The sequence below is a fragment of the Pseudomonas sp. CBS genome (assembly GCF_024734645.1).
Taxonomy (GTDB): domain Bacteria; phylum Pseudomonadota; class Gammaproteobacteria; order Pseudomonadales; family Pseudomonadaceae; genus Aquipseudomonas.
In genome coordinates this window covers 2,610,358-2,632,554 of the sequence record NZ_CP102929.1, presented here as the reverse complement: position 1 = coordinate 2,632,554, position 22,197 = coordinate 2,610,358, and the positions used below count along the sequence as shown (strand labels likewise).

21 protein-coding genes and 3 pseudogenes are annotated in these 22,197 nt (G+C 62.2%); 10 read left to right on the top strand and 14 right to left on the bottom strand.

Annotated features, from left to right (window positions below; genetic code table 11):
- Nucleotides 1–689: 689 nt before the first annotated feature.
- Together NVB75_RS11795 and NVB75_RS11790 are read left to right on the top strand one after the other, a co-directional pair.
- Nucleotides 690–1,415 carry a response regulator gene (locus tag NVB75_RS11795; protein ID WP_258347242.1) on the top strand — a complete coding sequence of 242 codons (726 nt, stop codon included), beginning with the start codon at nucleotides 690–692 and terminating at the stop codon, nucleotides 1,413–1,415.
- Complete coding sequence (locus NVB75_RS11790; RefSeq protein ID WP_258347241.1) at nucleotides 1,412–3,028, top strand: ATP-binding protein; 1,617 nt, start codon at nucleotides 1,412–1,414, stop codon at nucleotides 3,026–3,028. Before NVB75_RS11795 ends, NVB75_RS11790 begins: the two co-directional genes overlap by 4 nt.
- 87 nt (nucleotides 3,029–3,115) lie before the next feature.
- Here the strand turns inward: NVB75_RS11790 and NVB75_RS11785 are convergent.
- The 4 genes and pseudogenes from NVB75_RS11785 to NVB75_RS11765 form a co-directional block, all read right to left on the bottom strand.
- Nucleotides 3,116–3,244: pseudogene (locus NVB75_RS11785) on the bottom strand (4'-phosphopantetheinyl transferase); the annotation flags it as partial.
- Nucleotides 3,245–3,697: 453 nt separating this feature from the next.
- Nucleotides 3,698–3,802: pseudogene (locus NVB75_RS11775) on the bottom strand (4'-phosphopantetheinyl transferase); the annotation flags it as partial.
- Nucleotides 3,803–3,983: 181 nt separating this feature from the next.
- Nucleotides 3,984–4,106: pseudogene (locus NVB75_RS11770) on the bottom strand (4'-phosphopantetheinyl transferase); the annotation flags it as partial.
- A gap of 228 nt (nucleotides 4,107–4,334) precedes the next feature.
- Nucleotides 4,335–5,060, bottom strand: a complete 726-nt coding sequence (locus NVB75_RS11765) for a 4'-phosphopantetheinyl transferase (RefSeq protein ID WP_258347240.1) — start codon at nucleotides 5,058–5,060, stop codon at nucleotides 4,335–4,337.
- A gap of 179 nt (nucleotides 5,061–5,239) precedes the next feature.
- On the opposite strand from NVB75_RS11765, the gene NVB75_RS11760 reads away from it, so the two are divergent.
- Genes NVB75_RS11760 through NVB75_RS11750 form a run of 3 tightly spaced genes read left to right on the top strand, consistent with a single transcriptional unit; the run spans nucleotide 5,240 to nucleotide 7,587 of the window.
- Entirely contained in the window at nucleotides 5,240–5,548 is a 309-nt protein-coding gene (locus tag NVB75_RS11760) for a hypothetical protein (protein ID WP_017475848.1), read from the top strand.
- Between the two features lie 18 nt (nucleotides 5,549–5,566).
- Nucleotides 5,567–6,244, top strand: coding sequence for a response regulator transcription factor (locus tag NVB75_RS11755; RefSeq protein ID WP_003214228.1), 678 nt, complete (start codon nucleotides 5,567–5,569; stop codon nucleotides 6,242–6,244).
- The gene (locus tag NVB75_RS11750) at nucleotides 6,241–7,587 is read left to right on the top strand and encodes an ATP-binding protein (RefSeq protein WP_258347239.1); all 1,347 of its coding nucleotides are present in this window, start codon (nucleotides 6,241–6,243) and stop codon (nucleotides 7,585–7,587) included. The genes NVB75_RS11755 and NVB75_RS11750 overlap by 4 nt, the downstream gene beginning before the upstream one ends.
- Before the next feature lie 129 nt (nucleotides 7,588–7,716).
- Here the strand turns inward: NVB75_RS11750 and NVB75_RS11745 are convergent, their stop codons facing one another.
- Entirely contained in the window at nucleotides 7,717–8,715 is a 999-nt protein-coding gene (locus NVB75_RS11745) for an AraC family transcriptional regulator (RefSeq protein ID WP_258347238.1), read from the bottom strand.
- A gap of 338 nt (nucleotides 8,716–9,053) precedes the next feature.
- Between NVB75_RS11745 and NVB75_RS11740 the strand changes: the two genes are divergently transcribed.
- Together NVB75_RS11740 and NVB75_RS11735 are read left to right on the top strand one after the other, a co-directional pair.
- Nucleotides 9,054–10,388 (top strand): dicarboxylate/amino acid:cation symporter, encoded by a 1,335-nt coding sequence (locus tag NVB75_RS11740; RefSeq protein ID WP_258347237.1) that lies wholly within the window; start codon nucleotides 9,054–9,056, stop codon nucleotides 10,386–10,388.
- Between the two features lie 150 nt (nucleotides 10,389–10,538).
- Nucleotides 10,539–11,720 carry a CaiB/BaiF CoA-transferase family protein gene (locus NVB75_RS11735; protein WP_258347236.1) on the top strand — a complete coding sequence of 394 codons (1,182 nt, stop codon included), beginning with the start codon at nucleotides 10,539–10,541 and terminating at the stop codon, nucleotides 11,718–11,720.
- 123 nt (nucleotides 11,721–11,843) lie between these two features.
- On the opposite strand, the gene NVB75_RS11730 is transcribed toward NVB75_RS11735, so the two are convergent.
- Nucleotides 11,844–12,338 (bottom strand): SprT family zinc-dependent metalloprotease, encoded by a 495-nt coding sequence (locus NVB75_RS11730; protein WP_026077778.1) that lies wholly within the window; start codon nucleotides 12,336–12,338, stop codon nucleotides 11,844–11,846.
- 128 nt (nucleotides 12,339–12,466) lie between these two features.
- The gene (locus NVB75_RS11725) at nucleotides 12,467–13,069 is read right to left on the bottom strand and encodes a Yip1 family protein (RefSeq protein ID WP_258347235.1); all 603 of its coding nucleotides are present in this window, start codon (nucleotides 13,067–13,069) and stop codon (nucleotides 12,467–12,469) included.
- A gap of 362 nt (nucleotides 13,070–13,431) precedes the next feature.
- On the opposite strand from NVB75_RS11725, the gene ttcA reads away from it, so the two are divergent.
- Nucleotides 13,432–14,256 carry a tRNA 2-thiocytidine(32) synthetase TtcA gene (gene ttcA, locus NVB75_RS11720; RefSeq protein ID WP_063027898.1) on the top strand — a complete coding sequence of 275 codons (825 nt, stop codon included), beginning with the start codon at nucleotides 13,432–13,434 and terminating at the stop codon, nucleotides 14,254–14,256.
- A 67-nt stretch (nucleotides 14,257–14,323) separates the two neighbouring features.
- Nucleotides 14,324–14,995: a DNA-3-methyladenine glycosylase I gene (locus NVB75_RS11715; RefSeq protein ID WP_258347234.1), complete on the top strand. Its 672-nt coding sequence runs from the start codon at nucleotides 14,324–14,326 to the stop codon at nucleotides 14,993–14,995.
- A 232-nt stretch (nucleotides 14,996–15,227) separates the two neighbouring features.
- On the opposite strand, the gene NVB75_RS11710 is transcribed toward NVB75_RS11715, so the two are convergent.
- The 3 genes from NVB75_RS11710 to arsC are packed head-to-tail and all read right to left on the bottom strand — an operon-like array spanning nucleotide 15,228 to nucleotide 16,595.
- Complete coding sequence (locus NVB75_RS11710; protein ID WP_063027902.1) at nucleotides 15,228–15,647, bottom strand: DUF2069 domain-containing protein; 420 nt, start codon at nucleotides 15,645–15,647, stop codon at nucleotides 15,228–15,230.
- Nucleotides 15,631–16,245, bottom strand: a complete 615-nt coding sequence (gene wrbA, locus NVB75_RS11705) for an NAD(P)H:quinone oxidoreductase (protein WP_017475837.1) — start codon at nucleotides 16,243–16,245, stop codon at nucleotides 15,631–15,633. The genes NVB75_RS11710 and wrbA overlap by 17 nt, the downstream gene beginning before the upstream one ends.
- Nucleotides 16,242–16,595 carry an arsenate reductase (glutaredoxin) gene (arsC, locus tag NVB75_RS11700; protein WP_258347233.1) on the bottom strand — a complete coding sequence of 118 codons (354 nt, stop codon included), beginning with the start codon at nucleotides 16,593–16,595 and terminating at the stop codon, nucleotides 16,242–16,244. Before arsC ends, wrbA begins: the two co-directional genes overlap by 4 nt.
- 115 nt (nucleotides 16,596–16,710) lie before the next feature.
- Between arsC and NVB75_RS11695 the strand changes: the two genes are divergently transcribed.
- Nucleotides 16,711–17,172 (top strand): TlpA disulfide reductase family protein, encoded by a 462-nt coding sequence (locus tag NVB75_RS11695; RefSeq protein ID WP_004371382.1) that lies wholly within the window; start codon nucleotides 16,711–16,713, stop codon nucleotides 17,170–17,172.
- 117 nt (nucleotides 17,173–17,289) lie between these two features.
- On the opposite strand, the gene NVB75_RS11690 is transcribed toward NVB75_RS11695, so the two are convergent.
- The 4 genes from NVB75_RS11690 to NVB75_RS11675 all read right to left on the bottom strand — a co-directional run bounded on the left by NVB75_RS11690 (nucleotide 17,290) and on the right by NVB75_RS11675 (nucleotide 22,178).
- Nucleotides 17,290–17,694, bottom strand: a complete 405-nt coding sequence (locus NVB75_RS11690; protein WP_258347232.1) for an META domain-containing protein — start codon at nucleotides 17,692–17,694, stop codon at nucleotides 17,290–17,292.
- The gene (locus NVB75_RS11685) at nucleotides 17,691–18,131 is read right to left on the bottom strand and encodes a hypothetical protein (protein ID WP_093207240.1); all 441 of its coding nucleotides are present in this window, start codon (nucleotides 18,129–18,131) and stop codon (nucleotides 17,691–17,693) included. The genes NVB75_RS11690 and NVB75_RS11685 overlap by 4 nt, the downstream gene beginning before the upstream one ends.
- Nucleotides 18,132–18,202: 71 nt before the next feature.
- Entirely contained in the window at nucleotides 18,203–19,192 is a 990-nt protein-coding gene (locus NVB75_RS11680; RefSeq protein ID WP_258347231.1) for a 2-hydroxyacid dehydrogenase, read from the bottom strand.
- 232 nt (nucleotides 19,193–19,424) lie between these two features.
- Nucleotides 19,425–22,178, bottom strand: a complete 2,754-nt coding sequence (locus NVB75_RS11675) for a response regulator (protein ID WP_258347230.1) — start codon at nucleotides 22,176–22,178, stop codon at nucleotides 19,425–19,427.
- Nucleotides 22,179–22,197: the final 19 nt, after the last annotated feature.

Sequence of the window (22,197 nt, the reverse complement as noted above, 5' to 3'; positions counted from 1 at the left end):
AGGGAGCTGTTCGCGCCGCTTCCATGCCGAAGTCTTCGGTACAAGCTTGGGGCTCTTTACCGTATTCCTGGTGGGTGACTGCTTCGTACTGCAACACCCGTACCGTTTGTGCCTGATCGGGGCTAAAAACGGCTGCCATCCGCGTGCGCGGTTTGGTCTTCTGAAAAAGGCTTAAGTTCAACCAAACAGGAGCAAGAAAGGACTTGAGTTTCTTGTCTGATTTGTGTTTGGTCTTTTCGCTCAAAAACCCTACATGTAGGGTTTTTTTGGCGACGACCTACAAGATAATGCGTTTTCGGGGGTATGGCAACGCACTACCTGTGGATAACGCTGTGGGTAAAATGTGTATGAAACGTGGAACAGGCGTGTAGGCCGCAGTACTGCTGCATCGCGCCGTTTGTCACCGAATATTCCGAGGTAAAAACATCCGGTTGGATTTTTGCGGGCGCGAACCCTATCACAAAAAAACACGATGTCCGAACGCATTTGCGCGCTTGTGCCAGAGGGCTGGCCCGTTGCTACAATCGGCAGTTATTCATACAGTTTATGCCTCGCCTACATGACAACTGTAGGAGCGGGCTTGCCCGCGAAGGACGTCAACGATGACGCTGGAAACCTGAATAAACGCGGCACCCTAGAGTTTTTCGCGGGCAAGCCCGCTCCTACAATAATTAGAACCGAGGTAACGCATGGAGCATGAAGCCTGGCAGGTATTGATTGTCGAGGACGACGAGCGACTGGCCGAGTTGACCCGTGACTACCTGGAGAGCAACGGCCTGCGGGTGTCGGTGGAGGGCAACGGGGCGTTGGCGGCGGCGCGGATCATCGCCGAACAGCCGGACCTGGTGATCCTCGACCTGATGTTGCCCGGCGAAGACGGCCTGAGCATCTGCCGCAAGGTGCGCGCGGACTACGACGGGGTGATCCTGATGCTGACTGCACGCACCGACGACATGGACCAGGTGCTGGGCCTGGACATGGGCGCCGACGACTACGTGTGCAAACCCGTACGCCCACGCCTGCTGCTGGCGCGCATCCAGGCCCTGCTGCGGCGCAGCGAAAGCGTCGAGCTGCCCATCCCCGAAAAACAGCGGCGCCTGCAATTCGGCCCACTGGTGGTGGACAACGCCCTGCGTGAAGCCTGGCTGCACGACGGCGGCATCGAACTGACCAGCGCCGAATTCGATCTGCTGTGGCTGCTGGTGGCGAATGCCGGGCGAATTCTGTCCCGGGAGGAAATCTTCACTGCCTTGCGCGGTATTGGCTACGACGGCCAGGACCGCTCCATCGACGTGCGCATCTCGCGGATTCGCCCGAAAATCGGCGACGACCCGATCCACCCGCGCCTGATCAAGACCATTCGCAGCAAAGGCTACCTGTTCGTCCCCGAAGCCGCTGCTGAACTTACGCCGTGAACTCGATCTTCCTGCGCATCTACGGCGGCATGTGCGCGGCGCTGATTCTGGTGGCGTTGCTCGGCGTACTGGCCCTGCACCTGCTCAATGAAGTGCGCAGCGGCCAGTACCGCGAGCGCCTGGCCCATGGCACCTTCGCGCTGATGGGCGACAACCTGCAACCCATGAGTGCCATCGAACGCCGCCGTGCCCTGGCGGTATGGGAGCGCTTGCTGGGCATTCCGCTGGAATTGCAGACCGTGGCCGAGGCGCATCTGGACCTGAGCCAGCGCACCCGCCTGCAACGCGGCCAGGTGTTGGTGGAGCAAACCGGCCCCCATGCGGCCAGGGTACTGCGGCTGGTCAGCGACCAGGAGCAACTGTTGCTCACCGGCGAAGTGCAGCAAATCAGCGAACAACTGGCCCGCGCGACCATTTACCTGCTGGCCGATGAGCTGGTGCGTTTCCCGGTGGCCGAGCAACCGCAAAAACTCGCCGACCTGAAAGAGGCCAAAGGCTTTGGATTCGAGATGCACCTGGTGATGCTCGACCAGGCTGATATGGACGAAGACCAGCGCCGCCGCGTGTCCGAGGGCGACACAGTGATGGCCCTGGGCAAGGGCGGTGATTCGATCCGGGTGTTTGCGGGCATGGTCGGCACGCCGTGGGTCCTGGAAATCGGCCCGCTGTACCAAATGAACCCGTATCCCCCGCAGTGGTTGATCCTGATCGCGTTGATCAGCCTGACCCTGATCGGCTTGATCGTCTATTTATTGGTACGCCAACTGGAACGGCGCTTGAGTGGCCTGGAAGCTGCCGCCACGCGCATCGCCAAGGGCAGCCTGGAAGTGCGAGTGCCGGCCCGGGGTGCCGATTCGGTGGGGCGCCTGGCGGCGGCGTTCAATGGCATGGCCGAACATCTTCAACGGCTGCTGGCGATCCAGCGCGAACTGGTGCGTGCGGTGTCCCACGAACTGCGCACCCCGGTGGCGCGCCTGCGGTTCGGCCTGGAGATGATTGGCGACGCGGCCACGCCTGAGGCGCGGCGCAAGTATATGGAAGGCATGGACAGCGACATCCAGGACCTTGATGGCCTGGTGGACGAAATGCTGACTTATGCGCGACTGGAGCAGGGTTCGCCGGCGCTGAATTTCCAGCGGGTCGACCTCAGCGCGTTGCTCGATCAGGTGATTGATGAACTGTCGCCGCTGCGCCCGGAAATCAACGTGGCGCGGGGCATCTGCCTGTCTTCTGCCCATTGGGACGATGCGTGGGTGGAGGCCGAACCGCGTTACCTGCATCGGGCCCTGCAAAACCTGGTGAGCAACGCCATGCGTCATGCCCAGGGGCGAGTGCTGATCAGTTATCAGGTGGGCCAGGTGCGTTGCCGCATCGACGTGGAAGACGACGGCCCGGGCGTACCGGAAAGTGCCTGGGAGCGGATCTTCACCCCGTTCCTGCGCCTGGACGACAGCCGTACGCGCGCGTCGGGCGGGCACGGGTTGGGATTGTCGATTGTGCGGCGGATCATCTATTGGCACGGCGGCCGGGCGTTGATCAGCAAGAGCAACAACCTGGGTGGCGCGTGTTTCAGCCTGAGCTGGCCACGGGACCAAGAAAAACCCCGCCCGTAGCAGCTGTCGAGCCCTGGCGAGGCTGCGATGGCCCCCACTCTGTTTTGCGCCTGGCTCTACATCGGCGGCGCTCCCGACGCAGCCTCGCTAAGGCTCGACAGCTGCTACGGCCACCAGGGTCAATAATTGCCCGTCATCCACCGCAAACTGCGCCTCCAGCTCCTTGCCATGGCACCACTCTGCCGACAGGTCCGTCAGCAACCGCAGCCGCGCCTGGACGACAGCCGTACTCGCGCGTCGGGCGGGGCGGTGCGTGTTTCAGCCTGAGCTGGCCACGGGACCAAGAAAAACCCCGCCCGCGTAGCAGCTGTCGAGCCCTGGCGAGGCTGCGTTGGCCCCAACTCGGTTTCGCGCCTGGCTCGACATCGGCGGCGCTCCCGACGCAGCCTCGCTAAGGCTCGACAGCTGCTACGGTCAATAATTGCCCGTCATCCACCGCAAACTGCGCCTCGAGCTCCTTGCCATGGCACCACTCAGCCGACAGGTCCGTCTTCAACCGCAGCCGCGCCTGGACGACAGCCGTACGCGCGTCGGGCGGGCGGCGCGTCGGGCGGGCGGCGCGTGTTTCAGCCTGAGCTGGCCACGGGACCAAGAGAAACCCCGCCCGCGTAGCAGCTGTCGAGCCCTGGCGAGGCTGCGTTGGCCCCCACTCGGTTTCGCGCCTGGCTCGACAGCTGCTACGGTCAATAATTGTCCGTCATTCACCGCAAACTGCGCCTCCAGCTCCTTGCCACGACACCACTCAGCCGACAGGTCCGTCAGCAACCGCAGCCGCGCCTGGATGACAGCCGTACGCGCGCTTCGGGCGGGGCGGCGCGTGTTTCAGCCTGAGCTGGCCACGGGACCAAGAAAAACCCCGCCCGCGTAGCAGCTGTCGAGCCCTGGCGAGGCTGCGTTGGCCCCAACTCGGTTTCGCGCCTGGCTCGACATCGGCGGCGCTCCCGACGCAGCCTCGCTAAGGCTCGACAGCTGCTACGGCCACCAAGGTCAATAATTGCCCTTCATCCACCGCAAACTGCGCCTCGAGCTCCTTGCCATGGCACCACTCTGCTGACAGGCCCGTCAGCAACCGCAGCCGCGCCTGGATGACAGCCGTACTCGCGCGTAGGGCGGGCACATTGGCACGGCGGCCGGGCGTTGATCAGCAAGAGCAACAACCTGGGCGGCGCGTGTTTCAGCCTGAGTTGGCCACGGGACCAAGAAAACCCCGCCCGCGTAGCAGCTGTCGAGCCCTGGCGAGGCTGCGTTGGCCCCCACTCGGTTTTGCGCCTGGCTCGACATCGGCGGCGCTCTCGACGCAGCCTCGCTAAAGCTCGACAGCTGCTACGGCCACCAGGGTCAATAATTGCCCATCATCCACCGCAAACTGCGCCTCCAGCTCCTTGCCATGACACCACTCAGCCGACAGGTCCGTCAGCAACCGCAGCCGCGCATGGCCGGTATCCGACCATTCCAGCAACTCGGCATGCTCAAAATAGAAGCGCTTCTGCACGATCGGGTAGAGCGCCTTGAACAGGCTCTCTTTCGCCGAAAACGTCAGCGTCACCCACTGCGCGATCTGCTCCCGCGGCCCGGCGGCCATGCGCTGCAATTCGTCCGGTGTCAGGATTTCCCCGGCCAGGCGCTCCGCGCGCTCCAGTGTCAGCAGGTTCTCCAGGTCCATTCCCAGCCCGCGCCATTGTGTCTTGTGGGCAACGATGGCCGCTGCGTGGCCGGTGCTGTGGGTGATAGAGCCGCTGATATGCGCGGGCCAGACCGGCGCGCGGTCCTCGCCAATTGCCGGCACGCAATCCAGCCCATCCAGCTTTTGCAAGGCCGCGCGGGCACACAGGCGACCGGCCAGAAACTCCGCCTGGCGCTTGGCTACCGAGCGCTGGATGCTCGCGGGCGGCGGCACGGCGCTGCGCTGGAAGTCGCCGACGGCCAGCAGGGACGGGTCAAAACGGGTGCTCAGCAAGACCGTGCCGGGCAAGGCAACGGGCAACGGCCAATGGGCATCAAGTGGGGTGCAGCAGGCGGGTAGGGAGTTCATGCCGGGTATTTTGCCGAGTTGAAGGGCCGCTGGATAGCCTGTGGCCGGGGATACGTAAATAACTCTTTACACAGTAGCCGGCCTCGGTTCAGCCCAGGTTCAGAGAGTGTTCAGGGGGAGTTCAGCGGGGGCTGCGTAGTCTGGCCCCGTACTCAAAGCCAAAGCGTGTGAGGTAGACCATGACTGCGATCAAGAAGCTGATGTTGGCGTTAACCATGCTCAGCGCCACTGCTGGCGTCCAGGCCTCTGATGCCAGCTTCGCGGGTTTCTCCAAAGAGAAGAGCAAAAAGCCCTACAGCCTTCTCCAGCGGGTAAGCTTCGAGGATGCCGGCGAACAGGCGGCTCCATGGGGCCAGTCCCTGGGCCAGCACACCCCGCAGTCGGACTATCGCGTAGGCAATGAAAACCTGTCAGGTCACTTCAACGGCAGTAAACTGCGCCAGCAAGACCTGCAAGGCCGCTATGATATACCCCAGTTGGAAAGTTGATTTGCCTTGGAGAGCTTTATGAAATTGCTGGTTGTCGAAGATGAGGCGTTGCTGCGTCATCACCTGTTGACCCGCCTTACCGACAGCGGTCACGTGGTCGAGGCCGTCGCCAACGCCGAAGAGGCGCTGTACCAGACCGGGCAATTCAACCACGACCTGGCGATCATCGACCTGGGCCTGCCCGGCATGGGCGGCCTGGACCTGATCCGCCAACTGCGCGCCCAGGCCAAGACGTTCCCGATCCTGATCCTGACCGCACGCGGCAACTGGCAGGACAAGGTCGAAGGCCTGGCTGCGGGTGCCGACGACTATGTGGTCAAGCCGTTCCAGTTCGAAGAGCTGGAAGCGCGGATGAACGCACTGCTGCGCCGCTCCAGCGGTTTCACTCAGTCGACCATTGTCGCCGGGCCCTTGCTGCTGGACCTCAATCGTAAGCAGGCGTCCCTCGACGAACAGCCGCTGGCGCTGACCGCCTACGAATACCGCATCCTCGAATACCTCATGCGTCACCATCAGCAGGTGGTTGCCAAGGACCGCCTGATGGAACAGCTCTACCCCGATGACGACGAGCGCGATCCGAACGTCATCGAAGTGCTGGTAGGCCGCCTGCGCCGCAAGCTGGAAGGTCCGGCGGGGTTCAAGCCGATCGACACCGTGCGCGGTCTGGGCTACCTGTTTAATGAGCGCTGCCGTTGATTCGCTCGTTACGTGTGCGTTTGATGCTCGCGGCCACCACCCTGGCCGTGCTGTTTATGCTGGCCTTGTTGCCCGCCATGCAGGGCGCCTTCAGCTTGGCCCTGCAGGATTCCATCGAGCAGCGGCTGGCGTCGGATGTCACCACGCTGATTTCGGCTGCCCGGGTTGAAAACAATCGCCTGCTGATGCCCGCGCAGTTGCCGGATGAGCGCTTCAACCTCACCGACAGCCGCCTGCTGGGCTACATCTATGACCGCGAAGGCCATCTGGTCTGGCGTTCGCGCGCGACCCAGGAAGAGAACATCAACTACAAGCCGCGCTATGACGGGCGCGGCAACGAGTTTGCGCGGATTCGCGAAGCCAACGGCCAGGAATTTTTCGTCTATGACGTCGAGGTCAAGTTGCTGGGCGGCAAGAGCGCGGCATTCAGTATTGTCGCCCTGCAACCGGTGCGCGAATACCAGCTGACCCTCGAAGGCCTGCGGGAAAACCTCTACCTGGGCTTCGGCGCGGCCTTGCTGGTGCTGCTGACCCTGCTGTGGCTGGGCCTGACCTGGGGCCTGCAAGCGCTGCGTCGGCTGAGCCAGGAGCTGGATGAAATCGAAGGCGGTACCCGTGAAAGTCTCAGTGAACAACATCCTCGCGAACTTTTGCGTCTGACCGGCTCCCTCAACCGTCTGCTCCACAGTGAACGTGAGCAACGCACCCGTTACCGCGACTCCCTGGATGACTTGGCCCACAGCCTGAAAACCCCGCTGGCAGTGCTGCAAGGCGTGAGCGAAGACATGGCCCAGCGCCCCGAAGATCGCGACCAGGCCCGGGTGCTGCAATCGCAGATCGAGCGCATGAGCCAGCAGATCAGCTACCAATTGCAGCGCGCCAGCCTGCGTAAAAGCGGCCTGGTGCGTCACCAGGTGCGCCTGGAGCCGGTGCTGCAAAGCCTGTGCGACACGCTGAACAAGGTCTATCGCGATAAAGGCGTGAAGGTCTCCTTCGATTTGCCGGAAGAATGCGACGTGCCGATCGAGAAGGGCGCCTTGCTGGAACTGCTCGGCAACCTGCTGGAAAACGCCTATCGCCTGTGCCTGAGCGAAGTGCGCATCACCCTGCATGAAAGCCTGGAAGGCACTGAGTTGTGTATCGAAGATGACGGCCCTGGCGTGCCACCGGACCAGCGTGCGCGGATCCTGCAAAGGGGTGAGCGGCTGGACCGCCAGCATCCGGGACAGGGCATCGGCCTGGCGGTGGTCAAGGACATCATCGAAAGCTACAGCGCACGGTTGACCCTTGGGGATTCACCGCTGGGTGGCGCGGCGTTCAAGATCCATTTCCCGGCGGTCTGATTCCGCTACCTCCCCGTAGCAGCTGTCGAGCCCTGGCGAGGCTGCGTTGGCCCCAACTCGGTTTTGCGCCTGGCCCTACATCGGCGGCGCTCCCGACGCAGCCTCGCCAAGGCTCGACAGCTGCTACGGCTAGGTTTCTTGTGCTCTATAAGCCCCCGGGGTCAGCCCGGTCCACTTTTTGAACGCCCGATGAAACGCCGACGGCTCGGAAAACCCCAGCTGTTCGGCGATCTCCTGCAACGACAAATCCGCCCGCCCCAAATGATAAATCGCAATGTCCCGGCGTAATTCATCCTTGAGTGCCTGAAAGCTGGTGCCTTCCTCCCGCAAATGCCGACGCAGGGTCTGCGGGCTGATATGCAGGTGCTGGGCGACGGCTTCCAGGTCGGGCCACGGCGTGCGGTCGCGGCTCAATAAGCGGCGCAATTGACTGCTCAGGCTGTCGCCCTCATCCGGCCGTGACAGCAGGTCGGCCGGTGAGCGTTCGAGGAAGTGCTTGAGGGTGCGTTCATCCTGCAACAGCGGCAGGCTCAGGTAGCGGCTGGGAAACACCAGGCTGCTGCTGGGCGCGGCGAACACCTGCGGGCAGGGGAACAGCAAGTCGTACTCACCGGCATGGGGCGGCATCGGGTAACTGAAGGTGGCCTGGTCCAGGCGGATGCGCTGGCCGATCAGCCAGCTGCCGAGGCGATGCCAGATCACCAGCAGGCATTCGCTGAGGAAGTGATCCGGGTCCCACAGCTGCGAATCGTCCAGGCTCAAGCGGGCCATTTCCCCTTCGCGTGTCAGACGCCAGCGCGGACCTTGCGGGAATAGGCTATAAAATAATAAGCCGCGTTCCAGAGCCTTCTCCAGGGTGCGGCAGTGAATCAGCGCGTGGCACATCATGGCGAAGGTGCCGCGCTTGCTCGGGCCTTCGGCGAAACCCAGGTATTCGTCATCCAGCGCCAGCCACAGCATCTGCAGCAGCCGGGTGAATTGCTCCGGGGCGATGCGGGCGCGGGGTTCGCTCAGCAGTTCCGGGGTAATGCCCACTTGCTGCAGCAGGCCCGAATAGTCGTAGCCGGCTCGACGAGCACCGCCTAAAGCGGCCCGGGCGTAGTGACTGGCGATGGTACGTTCACGCATGAGGGGCCTCGTCCATTGAGTGGCGGATGTTAGCCATCCTGTGTGAGGGCAACAAGGCGGATATCCGCCAAATTGTAGGACGAGATCGGGAGGTGAGGCGGAAATCCGCCACCTTGCGTAGGCGGTGTCTGAAGCCGAAAACCACCCAAGAGCTGATGTCTAAAGGCCTTCAGCGGTTTTCAGTAAAAGTGGCACGACGCTTGCGATAGAGAGCGCAGGGAGACCGGCCTTGAGCGGGCTCTCAAACAACAAATCCCTCCAGTGCAGGAGGGTTCGCAATTCAAGTGTCGTGGGCAATGGCGGATATTTGCCACACGGGACGATTGAGGAACTTTGCAATGACGACTCGTCAGCCACTGTACAAATCCCTGTATTTCCAGGTGATCGTTGCAATCGTTATCGGTATTTTGCTCGGCCACTTCTACCCGCAGACCGGCGTGGCCCTCAAGCCACTGGGTGACGGCTTTATCAAGCTGATCAAAATGGTCATCGCCCCCATCATCTTCTGCACCGTTGTCAGCGGTATCGCTGGCATGCAAAACATGAAATCGGTCGGCAAAACCGGCGGCTACGCGCTGCTGTACTTCGAAGTCGTCTCCACCATCGCCCTGCTGATCGGCCTGATCGTGGTCAACGTTGTGCAACCGGGCGCCGGCATGCACATCGACGTGGCTACCCTGGACGCCTCTAAAGTCGCTGCCTACGTGACTGCCGGTGCAGACCAGAGCATCGTTGGCTTCCTGCTGAACGTGATCCCGAACACCATCGTCGGCGCGTTCGCCACCGGTGACATCCTGCAAGTGCTGATGTTCTCGGTGATCTTCGGTTTTGCCCTGCATCGCCTGGGTGCCTACGGCAAGCCGGTGCTGGACTTCATCGATCGCTTCGCCCACGTGATGTTCAACATCATCAACATGATCATGAAGCTCGCGCCAATCGGTGCCCTGGGCGCCATGGCGTTCACCATCGGTGCCTACGGTGTAGGTTCGCTGGTGCAGCTCGGTCAATTGATGATCTGCTTCTACATCACCTGCATCCTGTTCGTGGTCCTGGTACTGGGCGCCATCTGCCGCGCACACGGCTTCAGCGTCCTGAAACTGATCCGCTACATCCGTGAAGAACTGCTGATCGTACTGGGTACTTCCTCGTCCGAATCCGCACTGCCACGCATGCTGATCAAGATGGAACGCCTGGGCGCCAAGAAGTCGGTCGTCGGCCTGGTTATCCCGACTGGCTACTCCTTCAACCTGGACGGTACTTCGATCTACCTGACCATGGCCGCCGTGTTCATCGCCCAGGCGACTGACACCCACATGGACATTACCCACCAGATCACCCTGTTGCTGGTACTGCTGCTGTCCTCCAAAGGCGCTGCTGGCGTGACCGGTAGTGGCTTCATCGTACTGGCCGCTACCCTGTCGGCTGTTGGCCACCTGCCGGTTGCCGGCTTGGCGCTGATCCTGGGTATCGACCGCTTCATGTCCGAAGCCCGCGCACTGACCAACTTGGTAGGCAACGCGGTTGCCACCCTGGTTGTGGCCAAGTGGGTCAAGGAACTGGACGAAGACAAGCTGCAAGTCGAACTGGCTTCCGGTGGTCGTGGTATCTCCGACACCCGCGAAGAAGACGACCTGGGCGTGGCCGAAGGCCCGGCTCCAACTGCCGTCAAGTAAGGCTGTATCGTTTGTGAAAAAACCCATCTTCGGATGGGTTTTTTTATGCCTGCGCGAAACATCAGTCACTCCGGATGATGGTTTATGTGATTGCTGCTGACCGCCAGGTTTGCCTACTCTGTGGCCAATCGAATCGGAATCGGAGTCCCCATGTCAGGTCCCTTGGCGTCCCTCAAAGTACTGGATTTTTCCACCTTGTTGCCGGGGCCGTTCGCCTCGTTGCTGCTGGCTGACATGGGCGCCGAGGTATTGCGCATCGAATCCCCCACGCGCATGGACCTGCTGCGGGTATTGCCGCCCCATGACCAGGGCGTATCGGCCAGCCATGCCTATCTGAACCGCAACAAACGCAGCCTGGCCCTGGACCTCAAGCAAGCCGAGGCGGTGGAGATCGTGCGGCAGTTGGTGGCGGACCATGACATCGTCCTCGAGCAGTTCCGGCCCGGAGTGATGGAGCGCCTGGGCCTGGGTTACGAGGCGTTGAAGGCGATCAATCCGAAGCTGATCTACGTCTCCATCACCGGCTACGGCCAGACCGGCCCCTACAAGGACCGCGCCGGCCATGACATCAACTACCTGGCCCTGGCGGGTGTCGCCAGTTACACCGGGCGCCAGGACAGCGGGCCGTTGCCTCTGGGCGTGCAGTTGGCAGATGTGGGCGGAGGTTCGTTGCACGCGGTGATCGGCTTGCTGGCGGCGGTGATTGCCCGGCAGCAGAGCGGGGTGGGGCAATACCTCGACGTGAGCATGACCGATTGCGCCTTCAGCCTGAATGCCATGGCCGGCGCGGGTTACCTGGCGTGCGGCGTGGAGCCGGCGTGGGAGAACCAGGTGCTCAATGGTGGCAGCTTCTATGACTATTACCGCTCGCGGGAAGGGCGCTGGTTATCGGTGGGCAGCCTGGAGCCGGCCTTTATGCAGCAGCTGTGTACGGCCCTTGGGTGCCCCGAGTTGGCGGCGCAGGGCTTGTCGCCCAAACCCGAGCAGCAGAAAGCCCTCAAGCTGGCGTTGCAGGTCGAGTTCGAGAAACGCAGCTTTGATGAGCTGTGTGAGCTGTTTGCCGGGATTGATGCGTGTGTCGAGCCGGTGCTGAACCTGAGCGAGGCCGTTGAGCATCCGCAGTTGAAAGCCCGGGAGCTGGTCAGCCAGGTGCCGCGGGGCGATGGTTCCAGCCAGGCGCAAATCGCCTGCCCGCTGAAGTTTTCCGAGGGTTTGCCGGCGGCCAGGCACATAGGTGCGGCGGTGGGCGCTCACAGCGATGAGGTGTTGGCGGAGTTGGGCTTCAGTGCTCAGCAGATAGATGATCTGCGGCGTGCCAAGGTGATTCAGTAGCGCCTGGGCCGGCCCCTTCGCGAGCAAGCCCGCTCCCACATTCGACCGAGTTCCATCGTTGGAATGCGATCAAATGTGGGAGCGGGCTTGCTCGCGAAGAGGGCCTTACAAGCACCACAAACCTCACTCGACGCGAGTTTCCCCGGTAAACACCAAAGTTTGCCGACACCTGCGACACAAATACCGCCGCCCCTGGCTCACCAGCCCATGACGCTGTGGCGAAAACGGGAAGTCACTGTCGGCACACGGGCAGCGGTAGATATACCGCGTCACGCGCCGTCGCTGGATTTCATAGGTGTGGCAGCGGTCCGGCGGCAGTTCGTAAACCCCACGCATGATCAACTGCCATTCCTCGCCATGGGGCTGGATGCGCTCGCCGAACAATTGGTGGGCAATCAGGTGCGCCACTTCATGGGCGACGGTCTGTTTAAGGAAGTGTTGGCTGTTTTCACGGTACAACTGCGGGTTGAAGCGCAGCAGGTTCTCGTGCAAATGCGCGACACCGGCCTTCTGGCCCCGCAGCTTGAGGCTGACCTGGGGGCGTTTGAAGCTTCGTTTGAAAAAGGATTCGGCTTGCAGGAAACAATCTTCGACGCGGGTATTGAGTTGCTCGGGCATGCTGTACATATCTCCAGAGATGTCCAGTATGCCGCAAACAAGGGTGTATCCGAATCTGTCAGGCGCCGAATGGTCATGCATAACGCACAAAGCCACCTTGCGGTGGCTTTTCCTGCGGGTAAACCGCGTCAGTTGGTGTAGATCGGGCCTACGCCCAGCCCCCAGACGATCACGGTAAAGGCCATGATCGCCACCAGCACCACCAGGCCTACAGCCAGCACCGAGCTGGAGAACAGGAAGCCCTCGTCCGGGTGGATGTTCATGAAGGTCGGCAATCCTACGTACAGCAGGTACACCGTGTAGCAAATGGCGGCCGTGCCAACGACCATCCCCAGCCACATGTGCGGGTACAGGGCCGCCAGCCCGCCGACAAACAGCGGTGTCGCGGTATAGGTGGCAAACGCCACGCAGCGCGCCATGCTGGGGTTGGCGTCATAGGTGCGTGCCATCCAGTGAATGAAAGCGCCCATCACCGCCACGCCGCCGAGCATCGCCGCGTAGGACATGATGGTCATCCACAGCGCGCTTTCCACCGTCAGCATCACCGGTGCGCGGCTGCCGATGACCCAACCGACCTGAGTGGTACCGATAAAGGCTGATACAGCGGGGATCGCCGCGAGAATCAGCGTGTGGGTGAGGTACATGTGGCTGATGCTTTCTTCTTTATCGCCACGAATTTCCCGCCATTCCTGATCGGGGTGGGTGAAAAGTCCCACGACGTGATGGATCATGCCAGTCACTCCTGTCGTTATTACCATCGCCCCCCAGTGGAGCGCCCACGGGCCAATTGGCCTGAAAGGTCTGGATATGTGTGCGACCTTATGTCGCAGTATAGGAAGTGATGACCGGAAAAACTGTGGGGCTTTAGAGCAAATTGCGCTGTAAACATTGGGCTTAATCGCGGCGGGGTCTGTTGACTGGAATGCGGTCAACTGTGGGAGCGGGCTTGCCCGCGAATGCGGTGGGTCAGCTAAACGCCTGGCGACTGACCCCACGCATTCGCGAGCAAGCCCGCTCCCACATTGGAACTCGGTCGTCCATCCCGGTAAAATACCCGGCTTTTCGTCACACACCTTTCGCGGATCCAAGCGCCATGGGCACTCTTACGGTCAACCAGAACAAGCTGCAAAAACGCCTGCGTCGCCAGGCCGGTGAGGCAGTCGCCGATTTCAACATGATCGAAGAGGGCGACAAGGTCATGGTCTGCCTGTCTGGCGGCAAAGACAGTTACACCATGCTCGACGTGCTGATGCACCTGCAAAAGGTCGCGCCGATCAAGTTCGACATTGTCGCCGTAAACATGGACCAGAAGCAGCCGGGCTTTCCCGAGCATGTGCTGCCGGCCTACCTCAAGGAATTGGGGATCGAGTACCACATCGTCGAGAAAGACACTTACTCGGTGGTCAAGGAACTGGTCCCGGAAGGCAAGACCACCTGCTCACTGTGCTCGCGCCTGCGCCGTGGCACGCTCTACACCTTTGCCGACGAAATCGGCGCGACCAAGATGGCCCTGGGTCACCACCGCGACGACATCGTCGAAACCTTCTTCCTCAACATGTTCTTCAACGGCAGCCTCAAGGCCATGCCGCCCAAGCTGCGGGCCGACGACGGGCGCAACGTGGTGATCCGTCCGTTGGCGTACTGCCATGAGAAGGACATCCAGGCGTACTCCGACCTCAAGCAATTCCCGATCATCCCGTGCAACCTCTGCGGCTCCCAGGAAAACCTGCAGCGCCAGGTGGTCAAGGACATGCTCCAGGACTGGGACCGCAAGACCCCGGGCCGCGTCGACAGCATCTTCCGCAGTCTGCAGAACGTGCAGCCGTCGCAGTTGGCTGACCGTAACCTGTTCGACTTCACCAGCCTGCGTATCGACGAAAGTGCGGCGTCGCGCTTCGTCAACGTAGTGAACCTCTGAGCCATTTCACCGCTCTGACAGACGGCGCTCCTGGGCGCCGTTTTCATTTCAATCCTTAGGAGAGGGCATGCGCGATTACAAGTGGCTGCACGAATATTGTCTGAACCGGTTTGGTTCGGCGGCCGAGCTGGAAGCCCATCTGCCTGTGCCCCTGACCCCGGCGAAACTGCGCAAGATCAGCGATGACCGCTATCTGTCGACCCTGTCGCTGCGGGTGTTTCGCGCCGGGCTCAAACACAGCGTGGTGGACGCCAAGTGGCCGGCGTTCGAGCAAGTGTTCTTCGGCTTTGACCCAGAAAAAGTCGTGCTGATGGGCGCCGAGCACCTGGAGCGACTGATGCAGGACACGCGCATCATCCGCCACCTGGGCAAGCTCAAGAGCGTGCCGCGCAATGCGCAGATGATTCTGGATATCGAGAAGGAAAAAGGCAGCTTCGGCGCGTTTATTGCCGACTGGCCGGTGACCGATATCGTCGGCCTGTGGAAGTACCTGAGCAAGCACGGCCACCAGTTGGGCGGGCTGTCGGCGCCGCGCTTTTTGCGGATGGTGGGCAAGGATACGTTCGTGCCGAGCTATGACGTGGTGGCGGCGCTGAATGCGCAGAAGATTGTCGACAAGGCACCCACCAGCCTGCGGGACCTGGCCACGGTGCAAGGTGCGTTCAACCAGTGGCATGCCGAGAGCGGGCGGCCGATGTGCCAGTTGTCGATGATGTTGGCTTACACCGTCAACCACTAAGCCCGACTAATTACCCTGTGGCGAGGGAGCTTGCGATGGAGAGGGAGCCCATTGTGGCGAGGGGGGGCTTGCTGTGGCGAGGGAGCTTGCTCCCGCTGGAGTGCGAAGCGCTCCCAGGATTTTGGGGCCGCTACGCAGCCCAGCGGGAGCAAGCTCCCTCGCCACAGCAAGCTCCCTCTTCACAACAAGCTCCACCAGCCACATCGATTGTGGCTTTGCCTGAAAAGTGTATTCAGGCAGGCAAACCTTCCCCCGCCAACCGCCGATTCAACTGGTGCCGGTACCGCACATACATCAGCGCCGTGCAGAACACCGCCAGGCTCGCCAGCATCTCCAGCACACCAAACCACTGCCGGTTCGGGTCATACGCCGCCAGTGCGCCCTTGATGAAGTACAAGTTCACCACAAAGCACATCCACGAATGCCCGCGCGCGCTGCCCAGGATCATCCCCGGCGCCAGCAACAGCAGCGGCACCAGCTCGATCAGCAGAATCACCCACGGCCGTGCGCCGTGCAGGTCGGCGAACACCAGGTAGTAGGCACACAGCAGTCCCACCAAACCCAAAAACGCCAGCAGGCTCAACACCCGCGCCGCTTTGACCCGTGGCTCCAGCCACGCTTGGGGTGGCAGTACCTTAGGCTTCCTGGCCACGGCCGTTCTCCAGTAGCGCGGCAGTCTTCGCCAGGCGCAGGCCGAGGGCGCGGCACAGGGCGATCTCATGTTGATCCAGTGCGCGCTTGCCGTCGGCACCGGAATGGTGGCTGGCGCCATAAGGCGTACCGCCGCCCTTGGTGTCGAGCAGGGCTTGTTCGCTATAGGGCAGGCCGGTGATCAGCATGCCGTGGTGCAGCAGCGGCAGCAGCATCGACATCAGCGTGGTCTCCTGGCCACCGTGCAGGCTGGCGGTGGAGGTGAATACACCCGCCGGCTTGCCGACCAGGGCGCCGGTCAGCCACAGGTTGCTGGTGCCATCGAGGAAGTACTTGAGCGGCGCGGCCATGTTGCCGAAGCGGGTCGGGCTGCCCAGTGCCAGGCCGGCGCAGTTCTTCAGGTCGTCGAGGCTGCAGTACAGCGGGCCGTCCACCGGAATGTCCGGCGCCACGGCTTCGCACTCGCTGGAGATGGCCGGCACAGTGCGCAAGCGCGCCTCAAGCCCGGCTTGCTCGACGCCCCGGGCAATTTGCCGGGCCATTTCGCTCACCGAGCCGTTGCGGCTGTAATACAACACCAGCACATACGGCGCACTCACGAAACCAGCTCCAGAATGTTCTCTGGCGGGCGGCCAATCACAGCCTTGTCGGCGGTTTCGAGGATCGGGCGTTCCATCAGTTTCGGATGAGCGGTGATGGCGGCAATCAGTTGCGCTTCGCTGAGGCTGGTGTCAGCCAGATTGAGGGTTTTGTATTCGTCTTCGCCGGTACGCAGCAGTTGCCGCGCGCTGAGCTTCAGCTTGCCCAGCAAGGCCTGCAATTGCGCGGCGTCGAGCGGGGTTTCCAGGTAGCGCACCACGTTCGGTGTCAGGCCACGGGCTTCCAGCAATTCGAGCGCACCGCGGGATTTCGAGCAGCGCGGGTTGTGATAAAGCGTCAGATCGGTCATGTGCGGGTCGCATCTTGCGTAAGGTGGCGGGTATTCTACCCGCGCTGTGCCACGTCCTTAAACCATGAGAGGCGATAGGCCGCAGCCAATGTTCATTTTTACGAAGGATTACCCCATGACGAGGCGACTGTTAGGCGCATTGGCAATCATCGGCACACTGCTGCTCAGCGGCTGTGGCAATGATTATGGCGTTGACCAATACGGTCAGAAAGTGGCCGCCGAGCGCCTGGACAAGCAATGGCTGGTGGTTAACTACTGGGCCGAATGGTGTGGCCCGTGCCGTACCGAAATCCCTGAACTCAATGCTTTGGCTGAACAGCTCAAGGGCCAATCGGTGGGAGTGTTCGGCGTGAACTTCGACAACGTCCAGGGTGAAGAACTCAAGAGCGCCAGTGAGAAGCTGGGCATCAAGTTCACCGTATTGGCGCAGAACCCGGACGGGATCTTCGACATTCCCCGCAGTGAAGCCCTGCCGGTGACCTACATCATTGATGACAAGGGCAAGGTGCGCGAGCAACTGATGGGTGAGCAGACGGCGGAAGGGGTGTTGGCCAAGCTCAAAGCGTTGCGCGGATAAAAAATGTGGGAGCGGGCTTGCTCGCGAATGCGGTGTGACAGTCACCAGATACATTGACTGATCCACCGCTTTCGCGAGCAAGCCCGCTCCCACATTTAGATGTGTTGCGCCTTCAGATCAGCCTTCTTCCAGCCACAATCGCAACGGCTTGCCATCCGCCGGCCAGAAACGGGTCTGTTCGATCGGCGAGATGTCCCAGCGTTGCACGCCTTGCAGGGCCTGGAAGAAGCGGTGCTCCTGCTCCATCAGCGCTTCCGCGCAGAGTTTGCGGGTGCTGCCGACCTTGCCGAAGCTCAGCTTGTCGCCATTCAGGGTGTAGGGCGCGAACCAATGGTTGCAGCCACCATTGCCGTAGGCCCGGCCATCGGCGCCGAGGGTCACGGTCAGGTGCGCGTAATCCATCAGCGGCCGCTCACCGATCCATTCCACCACGTAGCTGTGATCCTGCTTGAGCTTGACCTCGTCGCTGGCGCAGCCCGCAAGGCCTGCACCCAGCATGGCCAGCATCAGCAGGGCTTTCATTGCGCGGCCTGCTGGCATTTCGGGCAACGGTGCTTGTCACCCAGGGTGGCCCAGCCCAACTCGGTGACGCGCGCAGTGGCGGCCGGTTGCAGCGGTTCCTTGGTCAGCTTGGTTTCCACCGCGAATTCAAATTCCAGCACGGTGTCGCAGCTGTCGCAGTTGACCTTCCAGGTGTGAATTTCCAACTCGCCGAACTTCGGCCCCTGGGCCATGGCGACCCACTGGCCCGCCGGGCGGATGGAGTAGCGTGCATCGCCTTCGACGGTCAGGCGCATCGACAGGGTTTTGCTGCCGCGCAGGGTGACGATCAGAACGTCGCCGTTCTTGATCGAGCCACCGTTGCCGGTGACTTGATAACGGCCCGGCACCAGGGCGCGGCATTCGATCAGGGTGTGTTGCGGGCTCAGCAAGCTGAAGCGGAAATCGTGTTCGGCCATGGATCCTCCAAATAGGCGCGGCATCCTATCACGGGCCGCCACCCATCATGGCGCGGCTATGTGACCGCTGATCATCCTTCGACGAGGTTTTGCGCCTGCCCGCCAGCCCACGCCGCGATGTTGGCCAGGGTCGTGCCGGCAATCGCCCCCAGGGCCTCGCGGGTCAGGAAGGCCTGGTGGGCGGTGATGATCACGTTGGGGAAGGTCAGCAGGCGCGCCAATACGTCGTCTTGCAGGGGCAAGTCCGAGCGGTCTTCGAAAAACAGCTGGGCCTCTTCTTCATACACATCCAGCCCCAGATAGCCGAGCTGGCCGTCCTTGAGCGCGTCGATCAGCGCCGGGGTGTCTACCAGGCCGCCGCGTCCGGTATTGATCAGCATCGCGCCGGGCTGCATATGGGCCAGGCTTTGGGCGTTGATCAGGTGTTTGCTGTCCGCCGTCAGCGGGCAATGCAGGCTGATGATCTGCGATTCGCTGAGCAACTGCGGCAGGCTCACATACCGCGCACCCAGGGCTTCGACCTGCGGGTTGGGGTAAGGATCGTAGGCCAGCAACTGGCAGCCGAACCCGGCCATGATCTTGGCGAACGTAGCGCCGATCTGCCCGGTACCGACCACACCGACCGTCTTGCCCACCAGGTCGAAACCGGTCAGGCCATGCAGGCTGAAGTCGCCGTCGCGAGTACGGTTGTAGGCGCGGTGCAGGCGGCGATTGAGGGCGAGGATCAGCGCGACCGCATGTTCGGCCACCGCATGGGGCGAATAGGCCGGCACCCGCACGATGGTCAGGCCCAGGCGTTTGGCGGCGGGCAGGTCGACATGGTTATAACCGGCCGAGCGCAGGGCGATCAGACGGGTGCCGCCGTTGGCCAGTTGTTCCAGCACCGGGGCGCTGAGGTCGTCGTTGATAAAGGCGCAGACCACTTCGTGGTGTTCGGCCAGGGCCACGGTGTCGAGGTTCAGCCGGGCCGGCTGGAATTGCAGCTGCATGCCTTCGGGCAACGGTTGGGCGAGAAAGCTCTCGCGGTCGTAGGTCTGGCTGCTGAAGAGGATGATGCGCATCAAATATTCCTTCTTGATGATGGAAAGCTGCTTTTGTGGCCAGGGGGCTTGTCTGTGGCGAGGGCGCTTGTTGTGGTGAGGGAGCTTGCTGTGGCGAGGGAGCTTGCTCCCGCTGGAGTGCGAAGCGCTCCCATGATTTTTGGGCCGCTGCGCAGCCCAGCGGGAGCAAGCTCCCTCGCCACAACAAGCTCCCTCGCCACAACAAGCGCCCTCGCCACATTGCCCCGAAAGTTTACGCGCTGACCCGCGCCTCGCTGGCCAGCCGGGCAATCGCCATGTCCAGTTCATCCAGGGCCGGCATGGCCTTGGCGTCGTCCTGTTTGAGCAGGGTCTCGGCCCGTTGGCAGGCCGCGCGCAGTTGCGGCACGCCGCAATACCGGGTGGCGCCGTGCAAGCGGTGCACCCGTTCGATCAGGGCGTTGCGGTCGTTGGCGTCCCGGGCGACGCGAATCGCTTCGCGGTCGGCCTCAAGTGACGCCAGCAGCATCGCCAGCATGTCCGCTGCCAGATCCGCCTTGCCGGCCGCCAGGCGCAAACCTTCTTCGTGGTCCAGCACCGGCAATTGCGTGGCGTGCCCGAAGTTTTCGGTGCCACGGTCCGGGCCTTGGTTGCGCAGGGCCAGCCCGGTCCATTTCAACACCACCTGGGCCAGTTGCCGTTCGCTGATGGGTTTGGTCAGGTAGTCATCCATGCCGCTTTGCAGCAGGGCGCGTTTTTCGTTGGCCATCGCATGGGCCGTCAGCGCGACGATGGGCAGCGGCGTGCCATGGCGTTCGCTTTCCCATGTGCGGATCGCCTCGGTGCTCTGGCGGCCGTCCATCCCGGGCATCTGCACGTCCATCAGCACCAGGTCGAAGGCTTCCTGCTTCACCGCTTCGACGGCCGAGTAACCGCTTTCCACCGCCTGGACCTTGGCGCCCATGTCCTCCAGCAGGGTTTGCACCAACAGCAGGTTGGCCGGGTTGTCGTCGACACACAGCACCCGCGGCGCGCGGCTGGACAGTGGCTCGCCGGGTTCGCTGCGCGATGGGCGCGGGCTGATCAGGTCGGCCAGGGCGCGGCGCAGTTTGCGGGTGCAGGCGGGTTTGGCCTGCAACTGACTGTTGGGGTTGGGCACCGACTGGTTGAACAGCAGCTGTTCGGTGGTCGGGCACAGCACCAGTACCTTGCAGCCCAGGTGTTCGAGGTCCCACAGGTGTTGGTTCAAACGCTCCGGCGGGATGTCGTTGGCGGTGATGCCCAGTACCGCCAGGTCAATGGCCTGCTCGGTCTGGTGGGCGCTGGTAATGCCGTTGGTCAGGCTTTCCAGGCTGTTGAACGGCGTGACTTCCAGGCCGCAGTCTTCCAACTGATGTTGCAGGGCCTGGCGCGCCAGCTCGTGGTTTTCCAGCACGGCCACGCGCCGGCCCAGCAGCGGCGCGGAGGGCAGGTCTTCGATATCGTCACGGGTTTTTGGCAGGTTCAGGCTGATCCAGAATTCCGAGCCTTCTCCCGGCGTGCTGTCGACGCCAATCTCACCGCCCATCTGTTCGATCAGGCGCTTGGAAATCACCAGGCCCAGGCCGGTGCCACCGGGTTGGCGGGACAGCGAGTTGTCCGCCTGGCTGAAGGCCTGGAACAGCGCCCGCACATCCTGGTTCGACAGGCCGATGCCGGTGTCCTGCACGCTGATGCGCAGTTGCACGCTGTCTTCCTGTTCGTCTTCAATCATGGCGCGGGCAACGATGGTGCCTTCGCGGGTGAACTTGATCGCGTTGCTCACCAGGTTCGTGAGGATCTGCTTGAGCCGCAGCGGGTCACCCACCAGGGACAGCGGTGTATCGCGGTAGACCAGGCTTACCAGCTCCAGCTGTTTGGCGTGGGCGGCCGGGGCGAGGATGGTCAGGGTGTCTTGCAGCAAGTCCCGCAGGTTGAACGGGATGCTGTCGAGCACCAGCTTGCCGGCCTCGATTTTCGAGAAGTCGAGAATTTCGTTGATGATGCCCAACAGGTTGTCGGCGGACTTTTCGATGGTGCCCAGGTAATCCAGCTGCCGGGGTGACAGCTCGCTTTTCTGCAACAAATGGGTGAAGCCCAGGATGCCATTCAGCGGCGTGCGGATCTCATGGCTCATGTTGGCCAGAAACTCCGACTTGATACGGCTGGCCTCCAGGGCTTCCTTGCGGGCGAGGTCCAACTCGATGTTCTGGATCTCGATGGTTTCCAGGTTTTGCCGCACGTCTTCGGTGGCCTGGTCGATGCTGTGTTGCAATTCTTCCTGGGCGTTTTGCAGGGTCTCGGCCATGCGGTTGATGCCCGAGGCCAGGTGATCCAGTTCCTGGCTGCCCAGGGGTGGCAGGCGGGTTTCCAGATTGCCGTCCTTGAGCTGCGCCACGGCCTGTTTGATCAGGCCAATCGGTGAGTTGATCGTACGGCTGATGCGCAAGGCGAGGGCAGCCGTGCAGATCAGGCCGATGGCGATCAGCAGCAGGCTGGCGAACAGGCTGCGGTAGCCCCGCAGCAACATGCCGTTGTGGGACAGTTCCAGCTCGACCCAACCCAGCAGGCGGTCGGATTCGTCCGGGATGAGTTCGCCGGCGAGGTTGCGATGGCGGCCGAATACCGGCAGCAAATAGCGGGTTGCGTCATTGCCGGTGCGCTGCAACAGGTGCGAACTGTTGCCGATCGGCGGCTGATTGAGCATGGTTGGGCCGGCGTGGGCCAGCGGTGTGCGGTCAGGCCCCAGGAATGACACGGCGCGTACGTCGGTTTGCTCCAGGGACTGGGTGGCGATGCGTTCCAGCAGGTCGGTGTTTTTGGTGCCCAGGGCCGGGGCGACCAACGGTGCCAGTTGCTCGGCGATCATCTCGCCCCGTTGCAGCAACTGCGACTGCAACTCCGACAGCTGCATCCAGGTGAAATAGCCGCCCAGCAGCAACGCCATCAGGCTGGTAGGCAATAAGGTCAGCAACAGTACGCGGCCTTTTATTCCCATTTTCGTAAGCACGCCACTCTCCTGCTACCAC

Coding starts and splice junctions, on each gene's coding strand:
- NVB75_RS11795 (WP_258347242.1), top strand. CDS start 690: ATGGAGCATGAAGCCTGGCAGGTATTGATTGTCGAGGACGACGAGCGA.
- NVB75_RS11765 (WP_258347240.1), bottom strand. CDS start 5,060: ATGAACTCCCTACCCGCCTGCTGCACCCCACTTGATGCCCATTGGCCG.
- NVB75_RS11760 (WP_017475848.1), top strand. CDS start 5,240: ATGACTGCGATCAAGAAGCTGATGTTGGCGTTAACCATGCTCAGCGCC.
- NVB75_RS11755 (WP_003214228.1), top strand. CDS start 5,567: ATGAAATTGCTGGTTGTCGAAGATGAGGCGTTGCTGCGTCATCACCTG.
- NVB75_RS11745 (WP_258347238.1), bottom strand. CDS start 8,715: ATGCGTGAACGTACCATCGCCAGTCACTACGCCCGGGCCGCTTTAGGC.
- NVB75_RS11740 (WP_258347237.1), top strand. CDS start 9,054: ATGACGACTCGTCAGCCACTGTACAAATCCCTGTATTTCCAGGTGATC.
- NVB75_RS11735 (WP_258347236.1), top strand. CDS start 10,539: ATGTCAGGTCCCTTGGCGTCCCTCAAAGTACTGGATTTTTCCACCTTG.
- NVB75_RS11730 (WP_026077778.1), bottom strand. CDS start 12,338: ATGCCCGAGCAACTCAATACCCGCGTCGAAGATTGTTTCCTGCAAGCC.
- NVB75_RS11725 (WP_258347235.1), bottom strand. CDS start 13,069: ATGATCCATCACGTCGTGGGACTTTTCACCCACCCCGATCAGGAATGG.
- ttcA (WP_063027898.1), top strand. CDS start 13,432: ATGGGCACTCTTACGGTCAACCAGAACAAGCTGCAAAAACGCCTGCGT.
- NVB75_RS11715 (WP_258347234.1), top strand. CDS start 14,324: ATGCGCGATTACAAGTGGCTGCACGAATATTGTCTGAACCGGTTTGGT.
- arsC (WP_258347233.1), bottom strand. CDS start 16,595: ATGACCGATCTGACGCTTTATCACAACCCGCGCTGCTCGAAATCCCGC.
- NVB75_RS11695 (WP_004371382.1), top strand. CDS start 16,711: ATGACGAGGCGACTGTTAGGCGCATTGGCAATCATCGGCACACTGCTG.
- NVB75_RS11690 (WP_258347232.1), bottom strand. CDS start 17,694: ATGAAAGCCCTGCTGATGCTGGCCATGCTGGGTGCAGGCCTTGCGGGC.
- NVB75_RS11685 (WP_093207240.1), bottom strand. CDS start 18,131: ATGGCCGAACACGATTTCCGCTTCAGCTTGCTGAGCCCGCAACACACC.
- NVB75_RS11680 (WP_258347231.1), bottom strand. CDS start 19,192: ATGCGCATCATCCTCTTCAGCAGCCAGACCTACGACCGCGAGAGCTTT.